Consider the following 24,263-nt stretch of genomic DNA (forward strand, 5'->3'; position numbering starts at 1 on the left):
TCTGGCTCTGCACGACGCTGATGCCACTCGCGCCTGAACCGATATTTGCGCCATTCTGGCTTTGCACAACGGTGATGCCACTTGCGCCAGAACCGATATTGGCACCGTTCTGGCTCTGCACGACAGTCACGCCATTGACGCCCGAGCCGATATTGGGGCTGTTCTGGCTCTGCACGACGCTGATGCCACTCGCGCCGGCGCCGATATTGGCGCCATTCTGGCTTTGCACGACGCTGATGCCATTGGCGCCCGAGCCGATATTGGGGCTGTTCTGGCTTTGCACGACGCTGATGCCACTGGCGCCCGAGCCGATGTTGGCGCCGCTCTGGCTCTGCACTGCGGAGGTACCGTTGGCGCCGGCGGCGAGGTCGACGGCCGGCTGCTGCTGAACGATGGTCACGCCGTTGCTATCGGACGCATTGGCCCCGGCTGGGCCCTGCGCTACATGGACCTGGCCGGAACCATCACCGGCAGCGTTTGCCTGGCCGACAGCGGCTACGCTGACCTCGTGCGAGAGAATCCTCCAGGTGCCGGTTGCGCCCTGGTCGGCATGGGTGTCCACCTGCGCGGTTCGCTGTATCTCGACGTTCGCGCCCTGGTTCAGCACCAGGCCGCCATTGCCTCCGCCGATGGCGCTGGCGTCCTGCTTGCCGGCCACCCGCACGGTACCCTGTTCGCCGCCGTCGAGGACGATGCGTCCTTCCGCGCTGCGTAGCGTCCTGGCCTCGAGAGTGCCCTGGTTGTTGACGACGGTCTTGAGCAGGCTGTCGGCGCTGCGGGCGCTCATCAGCACCTGGCCGCCATCGGCGCGGATGAGGCCGCCGTTGTGTGCGAGAGCGTCGACCGAGCCCTTGTCCACCTGCAGGTTGAGCAGGCCGTCGCCGTCGAAATTGAGGTTGATGCCCTGGCCTGCGCCCAGGGCCACGTCGCCGAGTTGCGCCTGGATCACGCCGTCGTTGCTGACCCGGGCGCCCAGCAGGGCGATGCTGCCGCCTTCGCTGGCTTGCAGGCTGCCGGCATTGCTTACGGTTGCGCCGGAGTCGCCGGAGAACTGGTAGTTGCCGGCGAGGAAGTCCCTGTCGGCCAGGTCCAGGGTGGAAGCCACCAGGCCGCCTACGTTGACCTGGGCGGACTTGCCGAAGACCACGCCGTTGGGATTGACCAGGAAGACCTTGCCGTTGGCATCTATCCGCCCCTGGATATCGCTGCCGTTGCGGCCGATCACCCGGTTCAGGGCGACGGCGTCCTGGCCCGGCTGGTGGAAGCTGACCCGCTCATCGGCACGGACGCTGAACTCGTTCCAATTGGTGATCAGCTTGTGGCTCTGCTGGTCGATGACCATATGCCGGCCATCGGTGGATGTCTGGAATCCGGCATCGCCTGAAACGACCGTGGCGCCGCTGGGCAGGGCGAAGGCGGGGGCCTGGCAGAACAGGCCGAGCAGTGACGCTCCGGCGACTACGAGCGCCTTGCCGCGTCCGCTCTTGCTGCGCCGACGGGCACCTTCGCTTGCGACGTTCCAACAGCCTGTGGCCTGGTTCCAGACCAGCGTATAGCTCTTGTTCATGGCTTTTCCTTTCAGTGGGGCCCGCCGGCATGGCGGGCGGGAGCTTGCTCAGAAGTAGCGGGTCGCTTGCAACCACAGCCGGGGAGTGCGCTCGGGCTCGATGTTGTTTTCCTGGCTCAGGGGCCAGGCGGCGGTCAGGCTGACCTGGTGATCCGTTCCGTACCAGGTTGCGCCGCTGCCGACGGCGGCCATGCGGTTGCGATTGCCTTCCGTGGTGTTGGGGTGCTTGAGGAATTTCACCGCGCCCTGGTCGACGAACGAACTCAGCTGCCAGCCCGGAGCCAGGCTGTAGCGCAGCTCCGCACTGGCTTGCCAGCCTTCGTCGCCGTAGCCCTTGTAGCTGCCCAGGGGGAACGCCCGAACGCCGTAGGGGCCGCCCATGTCGAACTGTTCCGCGCTGTCGAGGTTGCCGCCGCTCCACTGGGCGTTGAGTTGGGCGAACAACTGCAGGCGGTCGCCCAGGTGCTGCAGGCGTACGGCGTTGAGCATGATCTTGTCGAAGCTGCCGGCGGTACCGATGGTGTAGCGGTCCAGCAGCCGCTCTTCGCCGGAGTCGATGGCGAGCTGGCCGTGGGCATAGGCCAGCGAGAAGCCGCTCTGTCCACCGCCGAACAAGCGGTCCTGGGCGTTTCCGCTGATGCTGGCGGTCCACAGGCGGATCTCCTTGCGGCTATGCCTCCCGGTACGCTCCTGGTCATCGCGAAGTCGCTTGTTTTCATATTGCAACTGGGTGGACAGGCTTAAGCTGCGGCTACGCAGCAGGGGCTGGCTGACGAACAGACTGTCGGTAATGGCCCGGCCATGGGCGTCCAGGCGCGAGAAATCGCGTACCAGTCGATAGGTCGTCTCGGCGTGGGCCAGTCCGATGCGCGTGCCTCGGGAACCAAGGGGCAGTTGATAGGCTGCACGGTAGTAGCGTTGGTGCCGGTCGCTGCCCAGCAGGCTCAGTCTCGCCTGGTCGCCCAGTCGCAGCGGGCTGTTGAAGTCGAGGGTGGTTCCCAGGCGATATTCCCCCATGTAGCGGCCGCCATAGTTGTCTGCCTCCAGCCTGCCGCCGACCAGCGGGCCGGGGCGGGCCTCGACGCGCAAGTCCGTGGTTCCCTGCGCCTGGCCCGGCAGCAGGGTGCCTTTGGCCTGGAGGCCGGGAATGTCGCTCAGGAGCAGAAGCGCACGCTCCAGCTCCGAGCCCTGGACCGCGGTATCTCGTTCGAGTGCGCTCAAGGGGCGGAGTAGAACGCGGTCCAGCGTTCGGGACGTGTTGTGCAGTTCGATCCTGCCGTAGCGTCCCTCGAGCACTTCGATGCGTACCGTTCCATCCTGGATTTCCTGTGCCGGGAGGAAGGCGCGCGCCAGCACATATCCCTTTTCCTGATAGAAATCGCCGATGCGGGCGGCGGCGGCGTGCAATTGGCTCAGATTGAGTTCCTGGCCCGGCAGGTCGTGCAGGAGCGCCAGCAGGCGTCGATCGTCGAACTGCCTGTTGCCGCTGAGTTGGAAGCGCTTGATCAGCACCGTCGGGCCGCCCTCTTCGGCAGCCCGTGATACGCCGTCCTCGGGGCTGGGGCGCTCGGCGTCCAGTTCCACCGGCGCGGGCAGGTTCAGGCGTCGGCTTTCCACGTCACGCAGCGCCTGCCCCGCATCCGGGGCGGCATTGGCAAGGCAGGACGACAACATGGCCATTCCCATGAGGCCCGTACGGAGCAGCGGTCCGGCCCTGAGGGATGGAACGATCGAAGTGGAACTGCCGGAAGGTTTTGGAGAGGGAGGTGGGAAAGAAAGGCTAGCCTGGTTACGCGGAAAAGCTGGATGCATGGTCAATCGGCCCGGAGCGCGGTTCTTGCAGGGAAAAGAAGCCGATATCCGCAGGCATGTGCAGAACGATCGGTTTCAAGGCGGAGAATCGAGTGGGCGATAGCCTGGGGCGAGGCTGAAACGGCGACAATCGTAGTTTTCTGGCGTTGGCCGGTAGAACTTCTTGGTTTTCGTAGGGGACTGGGAGGACTGCTGTAGGAAAAAACTCCGGTGATAATGGGCTCGGCAGCGGAAGCGGCGGAAACAGTGGGGCGGAAGTAGCGGCTGAGCGCGATTCCGTATCGCGACCGTGGCGGTCATGATCAAAGGGCCTGTCCGACTATCGCCCGCCGTTCGGTCTGGCGGCTGGAGCATGGGCAGGACGCAGCGCTAGAATGCCGTTCTCGGTTTAAGGGCCCTCTCAGGCTGAGCATCAACGGAGTGTGTCTTTCGGTTCTTTTTCGTGGCGTTCACCCATGACCGGCACCAAGCCCACAACGCCCGTAGCCCGCTATTTCCACCAAGAGGCGCAACGGCGCGGCTATGTGCTGGACGCAGCCCAGGGCAATGCCATTCTTCATCTCGATCGATTGGCGGAGCGCTTGCGTCGAGGTCCGTCGCTATTCCGGCAAGCGCCGCGCAGCCTCTACCTGTGGGGGCCGGTCGGGCGCGGCAAGAGCTGGCTGATGGATGGCTTCTTTCGCAGCGCCGATTTGCAGGGCCTGCGCCGGACGCATTTCCATGCGTTCTTTCGCCAGCTTCATGACGGCATGTTCCGCCGCCAGGGGCGGCCCGATGCCCTGGGCGGTGCGCTCGACGAACTGCTAGGAGATTGCCGGCTGCTTTGCTTCGACGAATTCCATGTCCACGACATCGGCGACGCGATGCTGATAACACGCCTGTTCAGGGAGCTGTTCCGCAGGAAGATCACCCTGGTCTGCACCTCCAACTACGCGCCGCGGCAACTGCTGCCCAATCCGCTCTACCACGAACGCTTCCTGCCGGCGATCCGGTTGATCGAGACGCGCATGGAAGTGCTGGAAGTAGCCGGCGCCCGGGACTACCGGACGATTTCGCCGCGGCAGGAGATCGCTTCCGGTTATGCCAGCGGCGGGTATTGCTGGCCAGCCTCATGCGCTTGCCTGGACGAGCTGGGCTTGTCCGCGCCCGAGCCCTCGCAACGCGTGACCCTGCAAAGCGGCGCGAGGACGTTGCAGGCGCGCGCGGTGTGCGGCGACCTGGTGTGGTTCGCCTTCGCCGACCTTTGCGAGGCGCCAACCGCGGTGATGGACTACCTTGCCCTCGGCGAACGCTTCTCTACCTGGGTGCTGGAGGGCGTACCGCCGATGGCGCGCTGTTCGGTCGCCGCCCAGCAGCGCTTCATCAATCTCGTCGACGTCCTTTACGACAATGACCGGCGTTTTTTCCTGAGTGCCGAAAAGGCGCTGCCGGACCTGGTCGAGGGCAGCGACCTGCCTGCGGACATGCAGCGTACCGCCAGTCGGCTGGCGCAGTTGCGCCAGCTTCGCTGTTGAAGGAACGCCCCGCGCCGACGGCAAACGGGGCGTAATGGCTCAGTGCAGCTTGAGGCGTGGCTCGGTGCTGCGCAGGCGGCCGCTAAGCATCAGCATCGCGGTGCGCAGCGGACCGTACAACGCCATCTGGTGCATGCGGTATAGCGATACGTAGAACATCCGCGCCAGCCAGCCTTCGAGCATGACGCTACCCATCAGATTGCCCATCAGGTTGCCGACCGCGCTGAAGCGCGACAGCGAGATCAGCGAACCGTAGTCGCGGTAGTGATATTCGCCCAGCGGCTTGCCTTCGAGACGGGCACGCAGCGATTTCACCAGCAGCGAGGCCTGCTGGTGCGCGGCCTGGGCGCGTGGCGGCACGTTGCGCGGTTGCTCTCCCGGTTGCGCCGGCTGGGGACAGGCGGCGCAGTCGCCGAAGGCGAAGATGTCGTCGTCGCGGGTGGTCTGCAGGGTCGGGCGGACCACCAGTTGGTTGATACGGTTGCTTTCCAGGCCGTCGAGTTCCTTGAGGAAGGCCGGAGCCCGGATGCCCGCCGCCCACACCTTGAGCGTCGCCGGGACGAATTCGCCGTCGCCGGTCCAGAGGCCGTCCGCATCTACCTTGCTCACCGCGGAGCCGGTCATCACCCGTACGCCGAGCTTGCTCAGGGTCTGGTGTACCGGCTGGCTGATACGCTCGGGCAGCGCCGGCAGCACCCGCGGGCCGGCTTCGACCAGGCTGATGTGCAGGTCTTCCGGGCGGATCCGGTCGAGCCCGTAGGCGGCCAGCATCTGCGCGGCGTGGTGCAGTTCCGCAGCCAATTCGACGCCGGTGGCGCCGGCGCCGATGATGGCGATACTCACTGCGTTGTTGTTCGCGTCGTGCCCGGTATGCGCACGCAGGTACTGGCCGAGCAGCTGGCGGTGGAAGCGCTCGGCCTGGGCGCGGGTATCGAGGAAAATGCAGTGTTCCGCAGCGCCCTCGGTGCCGAAGTCGTTGGTGGTGCTGCCGACGGCGATCACCAGGGTGTCGTAGGCGATGTCGCGCTCGGGAACCAGTTCAACGCCATTCTCGTCCACCAGTGCGGCCAGGCGGACCCGCTTGCAGGCGCGATCCAGGCCCTGCATGCGGCCGAGCTGGAATTCGAAGTGGTTCCACTTCGCCTGGGCGACGTAGTTCAGCTCGTCCTCGGAGGAGTTGAGCGAGCCGGCAGCGACTTCGTGCAGCAGGGGTTTCCAGATGTGGGTGAGGTTGGCGTCGACCAGGGTGACCTGGGCCTTGCCGCGTTTACCCAGGGTGCGGCCGAGACGGGTGGCGAGCTCCAGCCCGCCGGCGCCGCCGCCGACGATCACGATGCGATGGGACATGTGGATATCTCATAGTGGGAATTCCGTGAGGCGGTCGTCGGGAGCGTGGCTCGACCGGACGACTCAGGCCAGGTAGCTGAGGAGGCGGCTGAGCAGGCCCAGGCCGATGACCACGGCGAGCAGGACGAACATCAGGAACCACGGGCGGAACGGCGCACGCTCGACCTGGTGCAGCGGCGAGGCGAGGTACTGCTCGACCTTCTGCTGGTCTTCGGGGCTCAGTCGGCTGGACATGGCAGGCCTCCGTTTTCGATGTCGGTCATTCTAGACAGACAGGGGGCTCGATCACCAGCGGATCGTCGAGGCGGATCACTCCGCTGCCGATCACCCGCGCGGTGATGCCGCCCTGTTCGCGCACGCTTTTCAGCGTGCGGTGGTCGATGTGCTTTTCCAGGCGTCCGCAGGGTTGGTACCAGCCAGTGGTTTCCAGCAGCGCGCCGCCGAGGCGGAAGCGACGGTCCTTCAGGCTGAGCAGGTTGATGCCGGCGACGGCGATGTTGCGGCGCATCTCGTTGGGCAACAGCGGCCTGCCCAGCAGGGTACCGAGGGCCTCGATGTGTTCCCACTGCACTAGGGTGACCTGGCGCGGCGGGTGCGGGTGATCGCCCGTCAGTCCCAGGCCGCGCCGTGCCTCCACCGCCTCCAGTTCCTGGATCGGCGCGCGGCTGCCGGAGCGCACGCCGATCCACTTCACCCGCCCTTCGCTCACAGGCCTACCCCGGCGTCGAACAGGATGCTGCGGCCGAGGTTGGCGCGCAGGAATTCGGGGGCGCCGGAGTGAGCGAAGAGCACCCGGGCAAAGGTCGGACCGACCATCGACAGCGAGCGCCAGCCTTGGCGCAGGTATTCGGTGGGCGGCGGGAAGGGCGTATTGAAATCGGGCACCGCGCGCTTCAGGTTGACGAAGGCCAGCAGGTCCAGTTCGCCGTGGTCGATGCCGCGCTCGCTATAGTTGTGCGCCTTCTTGCGCAGGGTTGGCGCCAGCCGTGCCTGCAGCTCGGCGGCGGCGATCCGTTGTGGCCGCTCTTCGCGGCGGATCAGTTGGCGCAGGCTGACGGCCTGGCGGCGACGGGTCAGTTCCTCGCGCCACTCCTCGTTCAGCCGGCGACCTTCATCGAGGACGAAGAACACCTCGAAGCCGGCACCCTTGAACAGGACGTCCGGCGGCTGCTCCCCGGGGGCGGCGAAATCCTCCTGGCGATAGGGCACGTTGAGGGCTTCGAGGAAGCGCTGGCAGACCCAGCGCTCGCGGTCCCATTTACGTGCGTTGGAGAGGAAGTCGTTGGCTTGTTCGGCCTGACGGGTGAGCAGGCGCAGATAATCCGCTTCGTTCATGGGCTCAGCTTAGTCTGCCGGCGGGCCCGCTTTCCAGCCCGCAGGCAGCTCCGGCTGCGACAATCCGTCCCGGAGCGCGCCAGCGGCGAGGCTCGGTGTACACTGCCGTTCCCCTTGGGCCGGAGCCGTTCCGATGCAACTTCGCAGCGTCATCGCCGCCGATCACCCGGCACTCTTCGCGCTGTGGTCGCGAACGCCAGGTATCCGCCTCCGTGCGGAGGACGCCTATCCCTTCTTCCTCGCCTACCTTCAACGCAACCCCGGGCTGAGCCTGCTGGTCGAAACCGAAGGGGAGGTGATCGCCTGCCTGATGGCCGGGCATGACGGTCGCCGTGGTTACCTCCAGCACCTGGTGGTCGATCCCGGTTATCGAGGGCTGGGGCTGGCGCGGCGGATGCTCGACGAAGTGCTGGCGCGTCTGGCGAGGGAGGGGATCGGCAAATCCCATGTCTTCGTCCTGGATGCCGCCGAGGAGGCACAGGCATTCTGGCGAGCCCAGTCGGACTGGGAGCGGCGCAAGGACATCCAGGTATTTTCCACTCGGGAGGGACACGCGTGAAACGATTGCATTGGGTTCTGCTGGGCATGCTGCTGCCCGGCCTGGCGCTGGCCGTGGAGAAGGGCTCCACCCTGGAGCCCTGGACGTTGCAGGACCAGTTCGAAAAGGCGCACTCGCTGGACTACTCCACCCGGGTCCTGCTGGTGGCGCGGGACATGGACGGCTCGAAGCTGGTCAAGGCGGCGCTGGCGGAGCGCCCAAAGGGCTACCTGGAGGCGCGCCACGCGCTGTTCCTGGCGGACATCAGCCGCATGCCGGCGCTGATTTCCCGGCTTTTCGCGGTGCCGGCCATGCGTGACTACAGTTATCCGGTGCTGCTCGATCGCGACGCGGCCATCGCTTCTCGCTATGCCTCGGACGAGGGCAAGGTGCTCTGGGTCAGGCTGGAGCAGCGCCGCGTGTTGGAAATCCGCCAGTTGGATTCGCCGGTGGCCCTGCGCATCGCCCTGGAACAACTGCAGCCGTGATCGCGGCCGAGTTGCTGTCGGCGGAAAGCCTGGAACTGGGCTGGGCCATCTATGCGCCGCTGCTGCTGCTCGCCGCCTGGCGCGCGCCCTGGGTCGAGCTGGTCAGCGATACCCGCCGCCAGCACCTGGTGTTCGGCACCATGCTCGGGCTGTTCCTGCTCTGGCTGGTGCGCCGGGACTTCGAGTCGGGACTGTCCTTCCATTTCATCGGCATGACCGCCGTCACCTTGCTGCTCGACTGGCCGCTGGCGATCGTGGTGGGGCTGGTGGCGCAACTGGGCTTGTGCCTGCTCGGCCGCCAGGATTGGCTGGCGATCGGCGTCAACGGCGTGCTGCTGGTGGCGATCCCCGCGCTGATCGCGGAGCTGGCGGCGTTGTTCGTGGAAAAGCGCCAGCCGCGCAACCTGTTCGTCTACATCTTCTGCTGCGGTTTCTTCCCGGCGGCCCTCACCGCGGTGGTGGTCCTGCTGCTCGGCCTTGGCGTGGTCTGGATCGACGGCCTTTTCCCGATGCCGCCCTGGCTGGAGGACTTCGCTGGTTACCTGTGGCTGATTATGTTCCCCGAGGCCTTCATCAACGGCACGGTGATCACCGGCCTGGTGGTCTACTACCCGGAGTGGCTGGAAACCTTCAATCGCACGCGCTACCTGCAGGCGCCCTGGAAGGACGAAGAGCGCAAGCCCTGATGACCAGTCATTCGCCGGGTCCATGGCGGGCGGCGGCTGACTTGCGTCAGTGTTTCGGACGAAGCTGGCCGCGATCCTGCCGTTTTCCCAGGTGAGGAGCGGAACATGGGTGTCCATGAATGGGCCCGAGAGGGCCTGCGAGAGTTGCTGTCGAAGAGCGACGAGGCGGACCGGGCAATGCGCCTGCGCGCGTTGCTCAGCGCAATCGTCGAACTGAACCGGGCGGAGCGCGATGCTGGCGACCTGGCCAGCGAACTGCAATTTCTTGCGGAGAATCTCGACGACCAGCGCGACTACGCTTTCATGCGTCCCTGAAGGAACGGGCCAGCCGGATTGGCTGGCCCGTTGCGTTCAATGCTCGCGAGGCGGCAGGTCGGCGGAGAAGATGTCGTCTTCCAGGGTGTCGCCGGGGATCGCATGTTCCTCGGCGGCCCAGGCGCCGAGATCGATCAGCTTGCAGCGGTCGGAGCAGAAGGGGCGGTACTTGTTGTCGCTTTTCCATTCGACGGGCGCGCCGCAGGTCGGGCACTCCACGGTCAGGGGCTGGCTCATGCTCGGCCTCCTCGCAAGGTCAGGTAGAAGGCGTGCAGTCGTTCGACTTCACGCTGCAGGTGGGACAGGTCGCCGTCGTTGACCAGCACGTCGTCGGCGTGCTTCAAGCGCTCGTCGCGCCGGGCCTGGGCCTGGAGGATCGAGCGCACCTGCTCCTCGGAGACCTTGTCGCGAAGCATGGTGCGCTGTAGTTGCAGATGTTCCGGGGTATCCACCACCAGCACGCGGTGGGCCATCTGGCGCTGGCCGGACTCCACCAGCAGCGGCGAGACCAGGATGGCATAGGGCGATTCGGCCCTGGCCAGGTACTGGACGATCTCCGCGCCGATCAGCGGGTGCAGCAATTGCTCCAGCCAGCGCCGTTCCTCCGGCGCCTGGAAGATCCGCTCGCGCAAGGCGGCGCGGTCGAGCTGGCCATCGGGCAGGAGGATGCCGTCGCCGAAGCGTTCGACGATCTTCGCCAGGGCCGGACGCCCCGGCTCCACCACCCAGCGGGCGGCATGGTCGGCGTCCACCAGGTGGACGCCGAGGGAAATGAAATGCTCGGCGGCTGCGCTCTTGCCGCTGCCGATACCGCCCGTGAGGCCTAGTATCCAGGGTTGGGTCATTTGAATCCGGCGAATTGCAGATAGGTCCGGGTTATTTGATCACCCCAGAGCAAAGCAATCCACCCGGCAATCGCCAGATAGGGACCGAAAGGGATCGGCGTGCCGCTTTCGGCGTTGCGCAGGCGCAGCATGATCACCCCGAGGATCGCCCCGACCAGCGACGACAGCAGGATGGTCAGCGGCAGGATCTGCCAGCCGCCCCAGGCACCGAGCATGGCCAGCAGCTTGAAGTCGCCGTAGCCCATGCCCTCCTTGCCGGTCACCAGCTTGAACAGCCAGAACACCGACCACAGGCTCAGGTAGCCGAACACCGCGCCGAACAGCGCATCGTCGAGGCTGGCGAAGAGGCCGAAATGGTTGGCGATCAGGCCCAGCCAGAGCAGCGGTAGCACCAGCACGTCCGGCAGCAGTTGGTGATCGGCATCGATCAGGCTCATCGCCAGCAGACCCCAGGTCAGCAGGAGCATCGCGCCCGCCTGCCAGGTGAAGCCGAAATGCCAGGCGACGTAGCCGGAAAGCAGCGCGGTGGCCAGTTCCACCAGGGGGTAGCGTTTGCCGATGGCGGCCTTGCAGGACGAGCACTTGCCGCCCAGCGCCAGGTAGCTGACCAGCGGGATGTTTTCCCAGGGGCGGATCTCGTGGCCGCAGCGCGGGCACGCCGAATTCGGCAGCACCAGGTTGTAGGTCGCCTGCTTGGGTTCCGGCTCCAGCCCGAGCGCTTCGCGGGCCTCGGCCTTCCAGTTGCGCTCCATCATCTTCGGCAGGCGATGCACGACGACGTTGAGGAAGCTGCCGACCAGCAGGCCGAGGAGTATGGCGCACAAGACAAAGGCCAGCGGATGGCTGGCCAGGTAGTCGAGGAGGGGCATCAGTTATCCGACGACGTTGCCGAGTTGGAAGATCGGAAGGTACATGGCCACGATCAGACCGCCAACCAGTACGCCGAGAACGGCCATGATCATCGGTTCCATGAGCGTGGTGAGGTTGTCCACGGCGTTGTCGACTTCCTCTTCGTAGTAGCTGGCGACTTTGCTCAGCATCTCATCGAGCGAACCGGACTCCTCGCCGATGGCGGTCATCTGGATCGCCATGTTGGGAAAGACGCTGGTGGTGCGCATGGAGAAGTTGAGCTGCATGCCGGTGGAAACGTCTTGCTTGATCTTGCTGACCGCGTTCTTGAACACGATATTGCCGGTCGCTCCGGAGACGGAGTCGAGCGCATCGACCAGGGGAACACCTGCGGCGAAGGTCGTGGACAAGGTCCGTGCATAACGGGCGACCGCGGATTTGTAGACGATGCCTCCGAAAATGGGAAGTTTGAGGATCGTTCTGTCGAGTGCGTCGCGGAATTTTTTCGAACGTTTATGCAGTTCCTTGAAGGTAAAGCCAATCGCCCCCACACCAACGATGACGGCAAGCCACCACTCCTGTAGGAACTCGGATAAATTTACGACCATTTGAGTGAATGCAGGCAGCTCTGCGCCAAAACCTTGGAATACGGATTGGAACTGCGGAACGACCTTGATCAGAAGAATGGCGGAGACGATCAAGGCAACGATGATGACGGCGATAGGATAAGTCATCGCCTTCCTGATCTTTGCTTTTAACGATTCCGTTTTTTCCTTGTAGGTCGCGACTCTATCCAGCAAGTTTTCCAAGGCGCCCGATTGCTCGCCGGCATCGACCAGGTTGCAATAGAGTTCGTCGAAGTACTGTGGTTTCTTTCTCAGTGAGTTGGCCAGGCTGTTGCCCGAGGACACTTCCTGCTTGATCTCATCCACCAACTTGCGCATGTTGGGATTGTCGAAGCCTTCGCCGATGATGTCGAACGATTGCAGGAGGGGAACGCCAGCGCCCATCATGGTCGCCATCTGCCGGGTGAACAGGGCGATGTCCATGGGTTTGACTTTCTTGCCTGCGCCCAGCAGGGAGATACCTTTCTTGCGTACCTTGAGCGGATTGATGCCTTGCTTGCGCAGATGGGCCTTCACCAGCATGGGATTCTGCCCGGTCAGTTCGCCCTTGACCTTGGCGCCTTTCTTGTCGGTGCCCTCCCAGATGAAAACGCTGGTTTTTAACGCTTTGTCCGCCATGGATTAATCCTTGGTCACGCGGTTGACTTCCTCCAGGCTGGTGATCCCCTGCATGGCTTTCAGCAGGCCTGAGGTGCGCAGATCGTTGAAGCCTTCTTTGCGGGCTTGCTCGGCGATCTCGATGGAGTTGCCTTCCTCCATGATAATCCGCTGCAGGGCCGGGGTGTTTTTAACTACTTCATAAATACCGACACGGCCCTTGTAACCGTTCTTGCAATGGTCGCAGCCCACCGGCGAATAAAGCTTGAAGGTGCCGATCTTGTCTTCCGGGAAGCCCTCGTGAAGCAGGGTTTCCCTCGGCACCTCGTGTTCTTTCTTGCAGTGCGAACAGAGTTTTCGCGCAAGGCGCTGGGCGATGATCAGGTTCACCGAGGTCGCCAGGTTGAACGCCGGCACGCCCATGTTCAGCAACCGGGTCAGGGTCTCGGCGGCGCTGTTGGTGTGCAGGGTGGACATCACCATATGCCCGGTCTGCGCCGCCTTGATGGCGATCTCGGCGGTCTCCAGGTCGCGGATCTCGCCGACCATGATCACATCCGGGTCCTGGCGCAGGAAGGCGCGCAGCGCCTGGGAGAAGTCCATGCCCTGGCGCGGATTGACGTTGACCTGGTTGATGCCTTCCAGGTTGATCTCCACCGGGTCTTCGGCGGTGGAAATGTTGATGTCGGTGGTATTCAGGATGTTCAGGCCGGTGTATAGCGATACCGTCTTGCCCGAGCCGGTGGGGCCGGTGACCAGGATCATGCCCTGCGGCTGCTTGAGTGCGGCCAGGTAGAGTTCCTTCTGGTCCTCCTCGTAGCCGAGGGCGTCGATGCCCATCTGTGCGCTGGAGGAGTCGAGGATCCGCATCACGATCTTCTCGCCCCACAGGGTCGGCAGGGTGTTGACGCGAAAGTCGATGGACTTGGTCTTCGACACGCGCATCTTGATCCGTCCGTCCTGCGGTTTGCGTCGTTCGGAGATATCCAGGCCGGCCATTACCTTGAGACGAGCAGAGATACGACTGGCCAACTGGATCGGCGGCTTGGCCACTTCGTGGAGCATGCCGTCGGTACGGAAGCGCACCCGGTAGATCTTCTCGTAGGGCTCGAAGTGCAGGTCGGAAGAGCCGCCCTTGATGGCATCCAGCAGCATCTTGTTGACGAAACGTACTACAGGTGCGTCGTCCGCTTCTGCGCTGGCATCCTCTTGGGTGGACTTGTCCGCGCTACCGATATCCAGTCCCTCGAGGTCGACATCGTCGAGGCCTGCGAGACCGTCGGTAGCGCTTTCGAACAGCTTGTCGATGGCCAGGCCAAGCTTGTCGTCTTCGACCAGAATCGCTTCGGTCGTCAGGCCGGTGCTGAACTGGACATCATTGATGGCCTGGTGGTTGGCGGGGTCGGAGATGCCTACGAAGAGCTTGTTGCCGCGCCGCCACAGAGGGATGACCCGGTGTTGGCGGACCAGCTTCTCGCTGATAGCGTCCCGCGGAAAGCTTTCCTTGTCCAGGCTGTTCAGGTCGCAATAAGCGATGCCGAACTGCTCGGCGGACAATTCGGCCAGGGCCAGGCCGCTTACCAGCTTGTTCTGCACCAGGTGTGTCACCAGCGACAGCTTGTTGCGCTGCGCCTGCGCCTGGGCCTGCACGGCGGTCTTTTCGTCGAGTAGATTGGCTTGGACGAGCTGTCGGGACAGGCCGCTCAGTTGGATGCTGTTGTTCATGGGGAAGGAATCGCAGAAGGGCTATTGAGGTGCCTTATAACGCAGATAATAGGCGCTGCCAAATCGAGGAAATCCAGCTGTCAAAAAATGTCACATCCTGTCCGTTTTAAGTTTGACTCTCATCGAGAAAGGAGCCCAGTTTCCTTGATCGTGGCGCGGTTTGATATTTGGCATGGTAAGTGCTTGTTGAGGTTCAGGCGTTAGCCCGGATTTCTCATGAGGCCGGCAGGCGTGGCCGGTGAAGCCTCGGTGTATCAACAACCTGCCTTCCACCGCTAAAAATTGATCGTTTTTTATTCAATTCCCGCGTATGGGGCGCACTGCCCCCTTTCCCCCATTGAGCCGGGCCGGGGGCGCCCGCCTGTTCAGGTCGGCTTGAGGCGGGCAACCAGCCCCGCAAAGAGTTCCTGATGCGGATAGGCCTCGCTGATCAGCACGCGGATGCGCCGGCTGTTGCGAATGATCACCGCACCGATCTTGAGCAGTTTCAAGCGCAGGTTATGGATGCTCATGCGCGCCAATGCGGTGCCCTGGAGATGATCGCGTAGCCGTTCGAACAGCACATAGGCAAAGGCCGACAGCATCAGCCGCCACTGGTTGGTCCACCAGCGTGGGCTGGAGGTGCGGTCGGCGAACAGATCCAACTGTTGGTCCTTGATCCGATTCTCCATGTCGCCACGGCCGCAGTAGTCTTCGTAGTACTGCTGGGCAGCATCCTCGGCAAAGCGGGACACGACGATGAAGCGTGGATTGGCACCCTGCTCGCCATGTTCCAGGCGCGACACGACCAGGCGGCGCCTACGCCAACTACCGGCCTGATAGAGGAAGCGATACACGCCGGACATCTTCTGCCCGGTTTCTTGGTAGGCCTCGGCGACAGCTTGCATGGCCGGCGCCGCCATCCGCTGCAGGCGGGTGTTGCGGGCCAGACCCACCACATAATCCACCTGCTTGCGGTCACACCAGTCGAGCATGCGATGTCGGCAAAAACCGCCGTCACCGCGGAACACGATGCGGGTCTCTGGCCAGAAGCGGCGAATGAACTTGACCAGCAGTGCCAGGATGGCCCAACTGTGTCGGGCGCCATCGATGTTGCTCGGGCGCAAATAGCTCACCAGCAGATGGCGACCACAGAACACATAGAGCGGCAGGAAGCAGTAATGGTCGTAATAGCCATGGAAGAAGCGCCCTTCCTGATCACCATGCACCGGCACATCGGTCGCATCGAAGTCGAGCACGATCTCAGCCGGCGCCTGGTCATGCTGGGCGATGAAGTGCTCCCACAGCAGGCGATGGGCTTGCACCACCGTTTCGCGATCGGCTTGCTGTTCCAGGCGCCCCAGAGTGGATTTGCCGGCCAGCGGTTGCAGGCGGTTGACCGCAGTCTGCAGCGCGTAGTCATGGCGCAGGCCGTCATGATCGTTGAGATCCTCGTAGCCGGCGGCCAGTGCATAGATACGCTGGGCGAGCAGTGTCTGCAGTCCATGCTGGACACGCCCAGGATCACGCCGATCGGGAACGATTTTGGCCAGGCGGCGGGTCAAGCCATGTTGCCGGTCGACCTCGCGCAGCAGCAACAAGCCCGCATCCGAGGTGATGTGACCACCGGTGAAAGAGGCCTCGACGAGGCGGCGAGAGAGGGGTGAAAAGTGGAGTTTTTCTGGTAGCATTTTGTGCGCGGCTGAAGACTTATGGGGCTTTGTTTGGCGACAAGAATCATAAGGCTTTCAGCCGTTTTTGTTTATGCGGTCATGAGAAATCCGGGTTAGGCCTATACATAATCAACGGAGAGATTCATGAAAGCTCAAAAAGGCTTTACCTTGATCGAACTGATGATCGTGGTTGCGATCATCGGTATCCTGGCGGCGATTGCCATTCCCCAGTACCAGAACTATGTGGCGCGTTCGGAAGGTGCTTCGGCGCTGGCGACGATCAACCCACTGAAGACCACTGTTGAAGAGTCGCTGTCGCGTGGAATCGCTGGGGAAAATATTAAAATTGGTTCCCAAGCATCTACTGCAGATACTACCTATGTAGGTGTTGATGCTACCGCAAATAAGCTTGGCACTATTGCTGTGACAATTGGGAACAATGGCGCAGGTACCGTGACTTTCACTTTTGCAGCCGGCAATTCCAGTCCGAAAAACTCCGGTAAAATTATCACCCTGACCCGGACTGATGCAGGGTCGTGGGCTTGTACTTCTACCCAGGACGAAATGTTCATCCCTAAAGGTTGCAAAGCGCCTTAATAATAGGGTGTTGATATCTGCTGGGTTGAGTGATACCTTGCCGCCGCCGCCGGATTAGCTCAGTCGGTAGAGCAGCTCATTCGTAATGAGAAGGTCGGGGGTTCGATTCCTCTATCCGGCACCAGTCGCAATAAAAAGCCCCGCTTCGGCGGGGCTTTTTATTGCCTGCGATTCGTTCAGAGGGTGAGGCGCATGGACAGGTCGACGGCCCTGACGTCCTTGGTCAGGGTGCCGATGGAGATGTAGTCGACGCCGGTCTCGGCGATGTTGCGCAGGGTGCTTTCGTTGATCCCGCCGGAAGCTTCCAGCTTGGCGCGGCCGGCGGTGAGGGCGACGGCGGTGCGCATGTCGTCCAGGCTGAGTTCGTCGAGCATGACGATATCGGCGCCGGCCTCCAGCGCCTGGCGCAGTTCATCGAGGTTCTCCACTTCCACTTCCACCGGCTTGCCGGGTGCTATGCGCCGGGCCTGGGCGATTGCCCGATCGATACCGCCGCAGGCGGCGATGTGGTTTTCCTTGATCAGGAAGGCATCGTAGAGGCCGATGCGATGGTTGTGGCAACCGCCGCAGGTGACCGCGTACTTCTGCGCCAGGCGCAGGCCGGGCAGGGTCTTGCGCGTGTCGAGGAGCTTCACCGCGGTGCCGGCGACCAGGTCGGCGTAGTGCTGGCTGCGGGTGGCGGTACCGGAAAGCAGCTGGAGGAAGTTCAGCGCGCTGCGCTCGCCGGTGAGCAGGGCGCGGGCCGGACCTTTTAGCTGGAACAGCATCTGGTTCGGCTCGACTCGCTGGCCGTCCTCCACCTGCCAGGTCACCAGCACTCGGGGATCGACCTGGCGGAAGACCTCGTCGACCCAGGCGCGGCCCGCGATCGTCGCGTGCTCGCGGGTAATCACCCGGGCCTCGGCCTCGCGCTGTGGATCGATCAACTGAGCGGTAAGGTCGCCGCCGCCGACGTCTTCCGCCAGGGCGGTGCGGACGTTGGCCTGGATTTCGCCTTGGAGGTCGGCAAGGGTGAGGTTAGGCATGGCGGGCTCCTGTACGAGATCGGGCGATTATACGGAGCGCAGCGGACGGCGTCTGTGCCTGCCTGGGCGCCGGTCGGGACGGCCGCCATTCATCGGCCTTCGCTTGTGTGAAGAGAGTCATGTCTATAGGAAAACCCTCTATCTAGATTTGAAAGTATCTCTATAATGAATGTAGATACTTGTTTTTGACGCCTGGAAATTGACGTTACGGACGACGCCAATCGATCCTCTGTGCCCGATTTTTGCCATTCCATGCGCGGCCGCGAGGGTGGCAGGAGAGTCCCGATGCAGAACGATGCCAATGTGGTGCACCTGACCAGGGTCGCTTCCGAGCCGTCGCCGAACGCCGGAGCGGGGCGCCTGCCGGTCATCCTCGTGCAGGTGCGCGACAAGGCGGCGTTGCAGCTGAAACAGGCGTTGCAGGCGTTGTTCGACAACGCCGACGACACCCTCTTCGAAATGGCCGACCGAGCCACCAGCAACCTCGAACAGAACGCTTTCTTCGAAGCCATGCGCGACCTGCGCCTCAAGCGCAAGAGTATCGAGCGGGTCTACCTGCAGAAGGTCTTCGAGGAGTTCTCGGCGCTCAACCAGGTACAGTCCGGCAAATCCGTGCCGACCCTGGATACCGTGTCCTTCGACAGCCTCAGCCTGGTACAGAACGAGGAACTGGAGGAGTCCGTCGCGGTGGACGCGATGGTGGCGCGGGTGATGAGCCGCGATGCCACCGCGCTGGCCCACCTGAGCACCCGCCTGAACACCCTGGTCGGCCGGAAGGTCGACGAGAAGAGCAATCCCCTCGCTCCGCGTCCGCTGACCGCGGCTTTCCTCGATGCCTGCCAGGGGCTCGGCGTCGAGATCAAGGTCAAGCTGATCATTCTCAAGCTGTTCGAGAAGTACGTCCTGGCCCATTGCGACCAGTTGTACGCCGAGGCCAACCAGATCCTGGTCGCTGCGGGCGTGCTGCCGGAACTCAAATCCGCGCTGCCGCGGCGTCAGCCCGCTGTCCGTCCCGAAGCGGTACGCGATGCCGGGACCCTGCAGGCACAGGCTGCGCTGCTCGACGGCGGTCAGCAGGAAGTCTTCGGCGCGCTGCAGGAACTGCTGGCGCAGGTCCGCGACAATCCTTCCTTCTACCGTCGCGAAACGCCTGAGAATGCCGCGCCGATTTCCAGCAACGACCTGATGCGCCTGCTTTCCCACCTGCAACAGCACTTGCCGGGCCCTGGCGCCGCGGAGTTCGACGTCCGCGACGGGGTCGACCAACTGCTCCAGCGGGTCAGCCACAAGAGCGGCCGTTCTCGGGTGGTCGGCCAGGTGGACGATGACGTCATCAACCTGGTGTCGATGCTGTTCGAATTCATTCTCGATGACCGCACCCTGCCTGATTCGCTGAAGGCCCTGATCGGTCGGATGCAGATCCCGATGCTCAAGGTGGCCCTGCTCGACAAGACCTTCTTCAGCCGCGGTAGCCATCCGGCGCGTCGCCTGCTCAACGAGATCGCATCCGCGTCGCTGGGCTGGGCCGAACACAATGATGCCCGGCGCGACAGCCTGTACCAGAAGATCGAACAGGTCGTGATGCGGCTGTTGAACGACTTCGTCGACGACCCGGCGATCTTCGCCGAGTTGCTGGAGGACTTCATTGCCTTCACCGGCGACGAGCGCCGCCGCAGCGAGCTCCTCGAGCAGCGCACCCGCGACGCCGAGGAAGGCCGCGCCAAGGCCGAACTGGCTCGGCAGGACGTGGAGCAGGTGCTGAACCAGCGACTGCTCGGCAAGGTCCTGCCGGAGGTGGTGGTGCGCCTGCTGCGGGATGCCTGGAGCAAGGTGATGCTGCTGATCTGCCTCAAGCATGGCAAGGCTTCGGCCGAGTGGCGGGAGGCCCTGGATACCATGGACGAGTTGATCTGGAGCGTCGGCCCGCATGACGATCCGCTGTCCCGCCAACAGTTGCTGGAGCGTGTGCCTGGCCTGCTCAAGGCGCTGCGTGAGGGATTGGCCAGCGCAGCCTTCGATCCGTTTTCCACCGGAGAATTCTTCAGCCAGCTGGAAACCCTGCATGTCCAGGGTCTGCAGCGCGACAAGCGCGGCGAGGCGGCTGTCGCGGACAGCCCCCTGCTCGACGAAGCGAGCCCGGGCACGGCCGCGGAAAAGCCCCGGGCGCCGGTCATGCTGCGGGTGGTCGAGGAAATCGTCCTGACCTCGCCGGACGCCGCCCCGGCGCCTGTCGAGAGCGAAGTGCGCCTGCCGGACAACGACGAGGCACTGCTGCGGGTCGATGCGCTGCGTGTCGGCAGTTGGGTGGAGATCCAGGAGGACGCCGAGCACAAGCTGCGCTGCAAGCTGGCGGCAGTGATCCGGCCCACCGGTCGCTACATCTTCGTCAATCGCACCGGGATGAAGGTCCTGGAAAAGACCCGCATGGGCCTGGCGGTGGAGTTTCGCCGGCAGGCGGTACGCCTGCTGGACGATGCCTTGCTGTTCGACCGGGCCCTGGAGTCGGTGATCGGCAACCTGCGGCGCCTCAAGGGCGCCTAGCCGCTTCTCGAGGACCCGGCGGATGCCGGACCTTTTCTTTCTTGCGGGTAATACCTTTCCTCGACGCATGTCGAAGCGGCCGATCCAGAGCCCGCCTGATCGTCATTCCGGCGCCGCTGGATTAGAGTGGGGGCTCGTTCAGGAGCCCGTATGCATTTCGATTCCGTTACCGGCTGGGTCCTTGGCGTCCGCCACTGCCCTTCACCGAATTTCAACCTGCGTCCGCAAGGGGACGCGGTGTCGCTGCTGGTCATCCACAATATCAGCCTGCCGCCGGGACAGTTCGGCACCGGCAAGGTCCAGGCGTTCTTCCAGAATCGCCTGGACCCGAACGAACATCCCTATTTCGAGGAGATCCGCCACCTGACGGTTTCCGCGCATTTCCTCATCGAACGCGACGGCGCCATCACCCAGTTCGTCTCCTGTCACGACCGCGCCTGGCATGCCGGGGTTTCCTGCTTCGACGGTCGCGAGGCGTGCAACGACTTCTCCCTTGGCATCGAACTGGAGGGGACCGACACGGAACCGTACACGGACGCGCAGTACACTGCCCTGGCCGGGCTGACGCGGCTGTTGCGCGCGGCCTTCCCGGCGATCACCCCGGAACGCATCCAGGGCCACTGCGATATCGCCCCGGAGCGCAAGACCGATCCCGGCGAGGCTTTCGACTGGTCGCGCTACCGCGCCGGATTGACCTATTCCAAGGAGGAAACATGACGTTCCTGGTGTTGCTGCTGGCCCTTGCGCTGGAGAAGTTCTCCGGCTGGCGCCGGCGTATCCAGCGCGATGGCGCCTGGCTCGCCTGGCTGGGCCTGGTCGAGGACCTGCCCTCGGTGTCCCGCCGCTCCTGGCTGGGGCTGCTGCTCGCGGTAGTCCTGCCGTTGCTGCCGCTGGCCCTGTTGCTGACATTGCTGCAGCCGTTGGCCTATGGCTGGCTGAGCCTTCCGCTGCATCTTCTGGTGGTGGTCTACAGTCTCGGCCGCGGCGACGTCATGGCCGACCTCGGGCCGTTCCGCGACGCCTGGCGGCGCGAGGAGGCCCAGGCTGCCTTCCATGTCGCCGAACGCGATCTGGGGATCCTGGGCGGCAGCGAGAGCGAACTGATCGGCCGGGTGCACGGCCATCTGCTCTGGCAGGGCTACCAGAGCTTCTTCGCGGTGATCTTCTGGTATGCCTTGCTCGGCCCGGTGGCGGCCCTGGCCTATCGCCTGCTGGCACTGGCGCTGGAGCACGCCCGCCAGCCGGCGTTGCGCGAACAGGCGGCGCGCGTCCGGCATATCCTCGACTGGTTGCCGGTGCGTGCGCTGGTGCTGAGCTTCGCCCTGGTCGGCAACTTCCTCGCGGTTATCCGCGTGTTGCTGCACTGGCTGCTGGCCTGGGACATCTCGGCGGCCGCGCTGCTGGGCAAGGCCGGACGGGTCGCCAGCGATGTCGAAGCGGTCGAACTGGGTGCCGCCGGCGTCGCCAGCCTGGATGCGCTCTGGCAATTGCTGGTGCGCGCGGCCGTGCTCTGGTATGCCGTGTTCGCCTTCTGCGCGCTGTTCCTCTGAGCGTAGCGACGGGGAATCCGCCTGCGATTCCCCGTTAACCTTAAGTTACAGAACACCAGGCCGATATCGGGTACACAGGTGAACGTGTCCGCATGATTTCGAAAGGCCATTACCGAGCGGACTCCGTGCGTCAATGTCGTCACGCGGCGGCATCTCTCAGAACGATAAGAACAATCAGGAGACGTCTGGGTGAAGACCGTACTCTATCCCGCCATCGCGCTGATGAACCGGCTCAGCTTCGGCATGAAGTTCGGCCTGATCAGCGTGCTGTTCTTCCTGCCGCTGCTGATCACCAGCTTCTATCTGGTGCGCGATGCCTATCGCCAGTTCAGTGACACCCGGATCGAACTGCAGAGCTTGACGCTGCTGGGTAGCGGACTTCAGATCCGGCGTGGCCTGGAGTCCCTCAACGATCTGTTGCAGATCAATGCGGTCATCGGCCAGTCCGGCAAGGCCGGCGATCTGGAAGCGCGCATCGCGGACGTCCAGAAGGGGCTGCGCGGGCGGCTCGAGGCGCTGGCGCCGCTCAGCGAGGATGGTGCGGCGGTAGCCGAATTCGAGGCCCAGCGCGACCGGTTGCTCAACGGCTTGCAGGCCGTGGAGGCCGAAGGGTCCCTGCAGGGCAAGGGCGCACGGGCGGAGAAGCTGCTCGGTAGCGCACAGGTATTCATCAAGTTGCTCATCGCCCAGGCCGGGCTCAGCCAGGACAGCCAGCGCCAGGTGCGCCAGCTCAGCGAGCTGGTCGGCTCGATAACGCCGGAGGTGACGGCGGCCATCAGCAAGGGGCGCGCCATCGGCGCCTACTCCCTGGGCCAGGGTTTCCTCAATTCGTCCTCCAGCGCGCGGCTCGACGAACTGCTGCTGGAGTTCGAGAAACTGCATGGCGAGTATGGCCTGAAGCTGCAGGAGTCCCTGGCCGGCAGCCCACAGCTGCTCGAGGAGGCCGCCCAGGCCAGTCGCGAGACCCTGAAGAGCCTGGGGCAGTTGTTCGAGGACCGGGTGATCGTGGCCGAGACGCTGGATACCCCGTGGACGCAGTTCTACGATCAGGTCAGCGCGGCGATGGACAAGACCTACCAGCTCGACGACGCCGTTCTCGGCTATCTCGATACCCAGTTGCAAAAGCGCCTGCAACAGGTGCGCACGCAGATGCTGTTGCTAGTCGCCGCGCTGGCCGTGGTTTTCGCCGCGATCCTATACCTCTACGGCGGTTTCTACGTTTCCACCCGCGCCACCCTGAAGGATCTCGGGCGAATGATGGAGCGCGTCGCCGGCGGCGACATGACGGTCAGCTTCCAGGCCCGCAGCCGTGACGAGCTGGGCGAGCTGGGACAATCGTTCAACGAATCGGTGGCGAAGATCCACGACCTGATCGAGCGGGTCAGCCAGACCGTCGGCGAGGTCGAGCGGCAGACCCTGCGCGTCGAGTCGGTGTCGGCCGAAAGCAACCAGGCGGTAGCCGGGCAACGCAGCCAGATCGAGCAGGTGGCCACGGCGATGAACCAGATGGCCGCTACCGCCCAGGAAGTGGCGCGCAGCGCGGCGATGGCGGTGAGCAGCGCGAACAGCGTGAACCAGGAAACCCTCAGCGGGCGCAGCCTGGTCGAGTCGCAGGTGGGTAGCATCCAGCGCCTGGCCGGCGAGATCGACCAGTCGGTGGCGGCGATCAATCGCCTGGCCAGTGACAGCGCCTCGATCAGCCAGGTGCTGGATGTGATCAAGGGCATCGCCGAACAGACCAACCTGCTGGCGCTCAATGCGGCGATCGAGGCCGCTCGTGCCGGGGAGCAGGGGCGCGGTTTCGCGGTGGTGGCCGACGAGGTGCGCACGCTGGCCAAGCGCACCCAGCAGTCCACCGCCGAGATCGAACAGATGATCCTGCGCCTGCAGGGCGGCGTCGATGCGGCGGTGAAGGCGATGGCCAGCAGCCACCATACCGCCGATGGCACGGTCAACGAGTCGGCGCAGGTGCAGCAGGCACTGGAGAATATCCTCGGCGCGGTGGGCATGATCGTCGACCAGAACCAGCAGATCGCCGCCGCCGCCGAGCAACAGACCGCCGTGGCCCACGATATCGACCAGAACATCGTCGAGATCAACCAGGCCGGCGAGCGCACCGCGGAAGGCGCCAGCCAGACCGAACGGGCCAGCCGCGAACTGGGCGCCCAGGTGACCCAGCTGAAACGCCTGATCGGCGCGTTCCGGGTGTAGGCGCAAGGCCTGCGCGGGACGTTTTTCATCCATCCGATTGAACGCTGGGCGGACGGGGACATTCCACTGTCATGCACATGGGGTAAAGGCTGAGCAGGTCAATCCGGCGGTGCGACAGGCGGAGGCGAAATCGCGGCATTTTTTTATTGATCTCGCGTCCCCTTGGTCCTAAAGTTCGCGCCCGAACGTCCATGCTGGAAACGATCCATCCGGCTCAAGTACTGACGACGAGAGATCGCCTTGTGGCAAGGCGACGTCCGCTGCTCAAGCGGCCAGGTCGTCGCGCGGGACACGCGCGCGACCTACCAGGATGAACAGGCGGTGGCTGCCGGCAGGCAGGTGATACTCGGCGACATGCCTTGGGAAGTAGGCGAACCAAAGTGGGGAAACGGATTAGACGTTCAGCTTCACCCCTACGAATCCATGTGTTTTGCCATTGGGAG

At 63.9% G+C, this 24,263-nt stretch carries 22 protein-coding genes, 1 tRNA gene and 2 pseudogenes; 12 read left to right on the top strand and 13 right to left on the bottom strand.

Features of this window, described 5'->3' with window-relative positions; translation table 11 throughout:
- Both tpsA4 and HMPREF1224_RS32775 read right to left on the bottom strand, forming a co-directional pair.
- Nucleotides 1-1,567, bottom strand: a pseudogene (gene tpsA4, locus HMPREF1224_RS0112340) (two-partner secretion system exoprotein TpsA4); the annotation flags it as partial.
- A gap of 48 nt (nucleotides 1,568-1,615) precedes the next feature.
- Nucleotides 1,616-3,253 carry a ShlB/FhaC/HecB family hemolysin secretion/activation protein gene (locus HMPREF1224_RS32775; protein ID WP_019395746.1) on the bottom strand — a complete coding sequence of 546 codons (1,638 nt, stop codon included), beginning with the start codon at nucleotides 3,251-3,253 and terminating at the stop codon, nucleotides 1,616-1,618.
- A gap of 548 nt (nucleotides 3,254-3,801) precedes the next feature.
- On the opposite strand from HMPREF1224_RS32775, the gene zapE reads away from it, so the two are divergent.
- Nucleotides 3,802-4,893: a cell division protein ZapE gene (zapE, locus tag HMPREF1224_RS32780; protein ID WP_074198732.1), complete on the top strand. Its 1,092-nt coding sequence runs from the start codon at nucleotides 3,802-3,804 to the stop codon at nucleotides 4,891-4,893.
- A gap of 39 nt (nucleotides 4,894-4,932) precedes the next feature.
- Here the strand turns inward: zapE and HMPREF1224_RS32785 are convergent, their stop codons facing one another.
- The 4 genes from HMPREF1224_RS32785 to HMPREF1224_RS32800 form a co-directional block, all read right to left on the bottom strand.
- Nucleotides 4,933-6,240, bottom strand: a complete 1,308-nt coding sequence (locus tag HMPREF1224_RS32785; protein ID WP_010793790.1) for an NAD(P)/FAD-dependent oxidoreductase — start codon at nucleotides 6,238-6,240, stop codon at nucleotides 4,933-4,935.
- A 63-nt stretch (nucleotides 6,241-6,303) separates the two neighbouring features.
- Nucleotides 6,304-6,474 (bottom strand): DUF3094 family protein, encoded by a 171-nt coding sequence (locus HMPREF1224_RS32790; RefSeq protein ID WP_003094672.1) that lies wholly within the window; start codon nucleotides 6,472-6,474, stop codon nucleotides 6,304-6,306.
- Nucleotides 6,475-6,499: 25 nt separating this feature from the next.
- A complete protein-coding gene (locus HMPREF1224_RS32795; protein WP_003094670.1) occupies nucleotides 6,500-6,949 on the bottom strand; it encodes an MOSC domain-containing protein in 450 nt (149 codons plus the stop codon).
- Entirely contained in the window at nucleotides 6,946-7,575 is a 630-nt protein-coding gene (locus tag HMPREF1224_RS32800; protein WP_003094668.1) for a DUF1780 domain-containing protein, read from the bottom strand. Before HMPREF1224_RS32800 ends, HMPREF1224_RS32795 begins: the two co-directional genes overlap by 4 nt.
- Before the next feature lie 133 nt (nucleotides 7,576-7,708).
- On the opposite strand from HMPREF1224_RS32800, the gene HMPREF1224_RS32805 reads away from it, so the two are divergent.
- The 4 genes from HMPREF1224_RS32805 (at nucleotide 7,709) to HMPREF1224_RS32820 (ending at nucleotide 9,602) form a co-directional block, all read left to right on the top strand.
- On the top strand, nucleotides 7,709-8,134 hold the full coding sequence (locus tag HMPREF1224_RS32805) for a GNAT family N-acetyltransferase (RefSeq protein ID WP_003103865.1): 426 nt from the start codon (nucleotides 7,709-7,711) through the stop codon (nucleotides 8,132-8,134).
- Entirely contained in the window at nucleotides 8,131-8,601 is a 471-nt protein-coding gene (locus HMPREF1224_RS32810) for a hypothetical protein (RefSeq protein WP_010793791.1), read from the top strand. The genes HMPREF1224_RS32805 and HMPREF1224_RS32810 overlap by 4 nt, the downstream gene beginning before the upstream one ends.
- A complete protein-coding gene (locus HMPREF1224_RS32815; protein WP_003094662.1) occupies nucleotides 8,598-9,287 on the top strand; it encodes an energy-coupling factor ABC transporter permease in 690 nt (229 codons plus the stop codon). Before HMPREF1224_RS32810 ends, HMPREF1224_RS32815 begins: the two co-directional genes overlap by 4 nt.
- Before the next feature lie 105 nt (nucleotides 9,288-9,392).
- On the top strand, nucleotides 9,393-9,602 hold the full coding sequence (locus tag HMPREF1224_RS32820) for a hypothetical protein (protein WP_003094660.1): 210 nt from the start codon (nucleotides 9,393-9,395) through the stop codon (nucleotides 9,600-9,602).
- 36 nt (nucleotides 9,603-9,638) lie between these two features.
- Here the strand turns inward: HMPREF1224_RS32820 and yacG are convergent, their stop codons facing one another.
- From yacG to HMPREF1224_RS32850, 6 genes are all read right to left on the bottom strand, one after another.
- Nucleotides 9,639-9,839, bottom strand: coding sequence for a DNA gyrase inhibitor YacG (gene yacG / locus HMPREF1224_RS32825; protein ID WP_003094656.1), 201 nt, complete (start codon nucleotides 9,837-9,839; stop codon nucleotides 9,639-9,641).
- Complete coding sequence (gene coaE, locus HMPREF1224_RS32830; RefSeq protein ID WP_010793792.1) at nucleotides 9,836-10,447, bottom strand: dephospho-CoA kinase; 612 nt, start codon at nucleotides 10,445-10,447, stop codon at nucleotides 9,836-9,838. Before coaE ends, yacG begins: the two co-directional genes overlap by 4 nt.
- Nucleotides 10,444-11,316, bottom strand: a complete 873-nt coding sequence (gene pilD, locus HMPREF1224_RS32835; RefSeq protein WP_003125204.1) for a type IV prepilin peptidase/methyltransferase PilD — start codon at nucleotides 11,314-11,316, stop codon at nucleotides 10,444-10,446. Before pilD ends, coaE begins: the two co-directional genes overlap by 4 nt.
- A gap of 3 nt (nucleotides 11,317-11,319) precedes the next feature.
- On the bottom strand, nucleotides 11,320-12,540 hold the full coding sequence (gene pilC, locus HMPREF1224_RS32840) for a type 4a pilus biogenesis protein PilC (RefSeq protein WP_009315898.1): 1,221 nt from the start codon (nucleotides 12,538-12,540) through the stop codon (nucleotides 11,320-11,322).
- Nucleotides 12,541-12,543: 3 nt separating this feature from the next.
- Nucleotides 12,544-14,244 (bottom strand): type IV-A pilus assembly ATPase PilB, encoded by a 1,701-nt coding sequence (pilB, locus tag HMPREF1224_RS32845; protein ID WP_010793793.1) that lies wholly within the window; start codon nucleotides 14,242-14,244, stop codon nucleotides 12,544-12,546.
- A gap of 365 nt (nucleotides 14,245-14,609) precedes the next feature.
- Complete coding sequence (locus HMPREF1224_RS32850; RefSeq protein ID WP_010793081.1) at nucleotides 14,610-15,914, bottom strand: IS1380-like element ISPa33 family transposase; 1,305 nt, start codon at nucleotides 15,912-15,914, stop codon at nucleotides 14,610-14,612.
- 126 nt (nucleotides 15,915-16,040) lie between these two features.
- Here HMPREF1224_RS32850 and HMPREF1224_RS0112345 point away from each other — a divergent pair, with 126 nt between their 5' ends.
- Nucleotides 16,041-16,493, top strand: coding sequence for a pilin (locus HMPREF1224_RS0112345; RefSeq protein ID WP_024928732.1), 453 nt, complete (start codon nucleotides 16,041-16,043; stop codon nucleotides 16,491-16,493).
- A gap of 48 nt (nucleotides 16,494-16,541) precedes the next feature.
- Nucleotides 16,542-16,617 (top strand) — tRNA-Thr (locus HMPREF1224_RS32855).
- A gap of 52 nt (nucleotides 16,618-16,669) precedes the next feature.
- Here the strand turns inward: HMPREF1224_RS32855 and nadC are convergent.
- Nucleotides 16,670-17,518 carry a carboxylating nicotinate-nucleotide diphosphorylase gene (gene nadC, locus HMPREF1224_RS32860; RefSeq protein ID WP_003161760.1) on the bottom strand — a complete coding sequence of 283 codons (849 nt, stop codon included), beginning with the start codon at nucleotides 17,516-17,518 and terminating at the stop codon, nucleotides 16,670-16,672.
- Nucleotides 17,519-17,803: 285 nt separating this feature from the next.
- Here nadC and HMPREF1224_RS32865 point away from each other — a divergent pair, with 285 nt between their 5' ends.
- From HMPREF1224_RS32865 to HMPREF1224_RS46225, 5 genes and pseudogenes are all read left to right on the top strand, one after another.
- Nucleotides 17,804-20,059: a DUF1631 domain-containing protein gene (locus tag HMPREF1224_RS32865; protein ID WP_003104913.1), complete on the top strand. Its 2,256-nt coding sequence runs from the start codon at nucleotides 17,804-17,806 to the stop codon at nucleotides 20,057-20,059.
- A gap of 150 nt (nucleotides 20,060-20,209) precedes the next feature.
- Entirely contained in the window at nucleotides 20,210-20,776 is a 567-nt protein-coding gene (gene ampD / locus HMPREF1224_RS32870) for a 1,6-anhydro-N-acetylmuramyl-L-alanine amidase AmpD (RefSeq protein ID WP_003116245.1), read from the top strand.
- Nucleotides 20,773-21,609: a regulatory signaling modulator protein AmpE gene (ampE, locus tag HMPREF1224_RS32875; RefSeq protein ID WP_003104909.1), complete on the top strand. Its 837-nt coding sequence runs from the start codon at nucleotides 20,773-20,775 to the stop codon at nucleotides 21,607-21,609. The genes ampD and ampE overlap by 4 nt, the downstream gene beginning before the upstream one ends.
- A 1,149-nt stretch (nucleotides 21,610-22,758) precedes the next feature.
- Nucleotides 22,759-22,962, top strand: a pseudogene (locus HMPREF1224_RS46220) (HAMP domain-containing protein); the annotation flags it as partial.
- A gap of 153 nt (nucleotides 22,963-23,115) precedes the next feature.
- Nucleotides 23,116-23,820: a methyl-accepting chemotaxis protein gene (locus HMPREF1224_RS46225; protein WP_369810743.1), complete on the top strand. Its 705-nt coding sequence runs from the start codon at nucleotides 23,116-23,118 to the stop codon at nucleotides 23,818-23,820.
- The last annotated feature ends 443 nt before the right edge of the window (nucleotides 23,821-24,263 follow it).

Source organism: Pseudomonas sp. P179 (assembly GCF_000478485.2).
In the GTDB taxonomy this organism is placed as follows: Bacteria; Pseudomonadota; Gammaproteobacteria; order Pseudomonadales; family Pseudomonadaceae; genus Pseudomonas; species Pseudomonas aeruginosa.

Bases quoted from the DNA above. Each gene is read 5' to 3' on its own strand.
- HMPREF1224_RS32775 (WP_019395746.1), bottom strand. From the start codon at position 3,253: ATGGGAATGGCCATGTTGTCGTCCTGCCTTGCCAATGCCGCCCCGGAT.
- HMPREF1224_RS32785 (WP_010793790.1), bottom strand. From the start codon at position 6,240: ATGTCCCATCGCATCGTGATCGTCGGCGGCGGCGCCGGCGGGCTGGAG.
- HMPREF1224_RS32790 (WP_003094672.1), bottom strand. From the start codon at position 6,474: ATGTCCAGCCGACTGAGCCCCGAAGACCAGCAGAAGGTCGAGCAGTAC.
- HMPREF1224_RS32800 (WP_003094668.1), bottom strand. From the start codon at position 7,575: ATGAACGAAGCGGATTATCTGCGCCTGCTCACCCGTCAGGCCGAACAA.
- HMPREF1224_RS32805 (WP_003103865.1), top strand. From the start codon at position 7,709: ATGCAACTTCGCAGCGTCATCGCCGCCGATCACCCGGCACTCTTCGCG.
- HMPREF1224_RS32820 (WP_003094660.1), top strand. From the start codon at position 9,393: ATGGGTGTCCATGAATGGGCCCGAGAGGGCCTGCGAGAGTTGCTGTCG.
- yacG (WP_003094656.1), bottom strand. From the start codon at position 9,839: ATGAGCCAGCCCCTGACCGTGGAGTGCCCGACCTGCGGCGCGCCCGTC.
- coaE (WP_010793792.1), bottom strand. From the start codon at position 10,447: ATGACCCAACCCTGGATACTAGGCCTCACGGGCGGTATCGGCAGCGGC.
- pilD (WP_003125204.1), bottom strand. From the start codon at position 11,316: ATGCCCCTCCTCGACTACCTGGCCAGCCATCCGCTGGCCTTTGTCTTG.
- pilC (WP_009315898.1), bottom strand. From the start codon at position 12,540: ATGGCGGACAAAGCGTTAAAAACCAGCGTTTTCATCTGGGAGGGCACC.
- pilB (WP_010793793.1), bottom strand. From the start codon at position 14,244: ATGAACAACAGCATCCAACTGAGCGGCCTGTCCCGACAGCTCGTCCAA.
- HMPREF1224_RS32850 (WP_010793081.1), bottom strand. From the start codon at position 15,914: ATGCTACCAGAAAAACTCCACTTTTCACCCCTCTCTCGCCGCCTCGTC.
- HMPREF1224_RS0112345 (WP_024928732.1), top strand. From the start codon at position 16,041: ATGAAAGCTCAAAAAGGCTTTACCTTGATCGAACTGATGATCGTGGTT.
- nadC (WP_003161760.1), bottom strand. From the start codon at position 17,518: ATGCCTAACCTCACCCTTGCCGACCTCCAAGGCGAAATCCAGGCCAAC.
- HMPREF1224_RS32865 (WP_003104913.1), top strand. From the start codon at position 17,804: ATGCAGAACGATGCCAATGTGGTGCACCTGACCAGGGTCGCTTCCGAG.
- ampD (WP_003116245.1), top strand. From the start codon at position 20,210: ATGCATTTCGATTCCGTTACCGGCTGGGTCCTTGGCGTCCGCCACTGC.
- ampE (WP_003104909.1), top strand. From the start codon at position 20,773: ATGACGTTCCTGGTGTTGCTGCTGGCCCTTGCGCTGGAGAAGTTCTCC.
- HMPREF1224_RS46225 (WP_369810743.1), top strand. From the start codon at position 23,116: ATGGCCGCTACCGCCCAGGAAGTGGCGCGCAGCGCGGCGATGGCGGTG.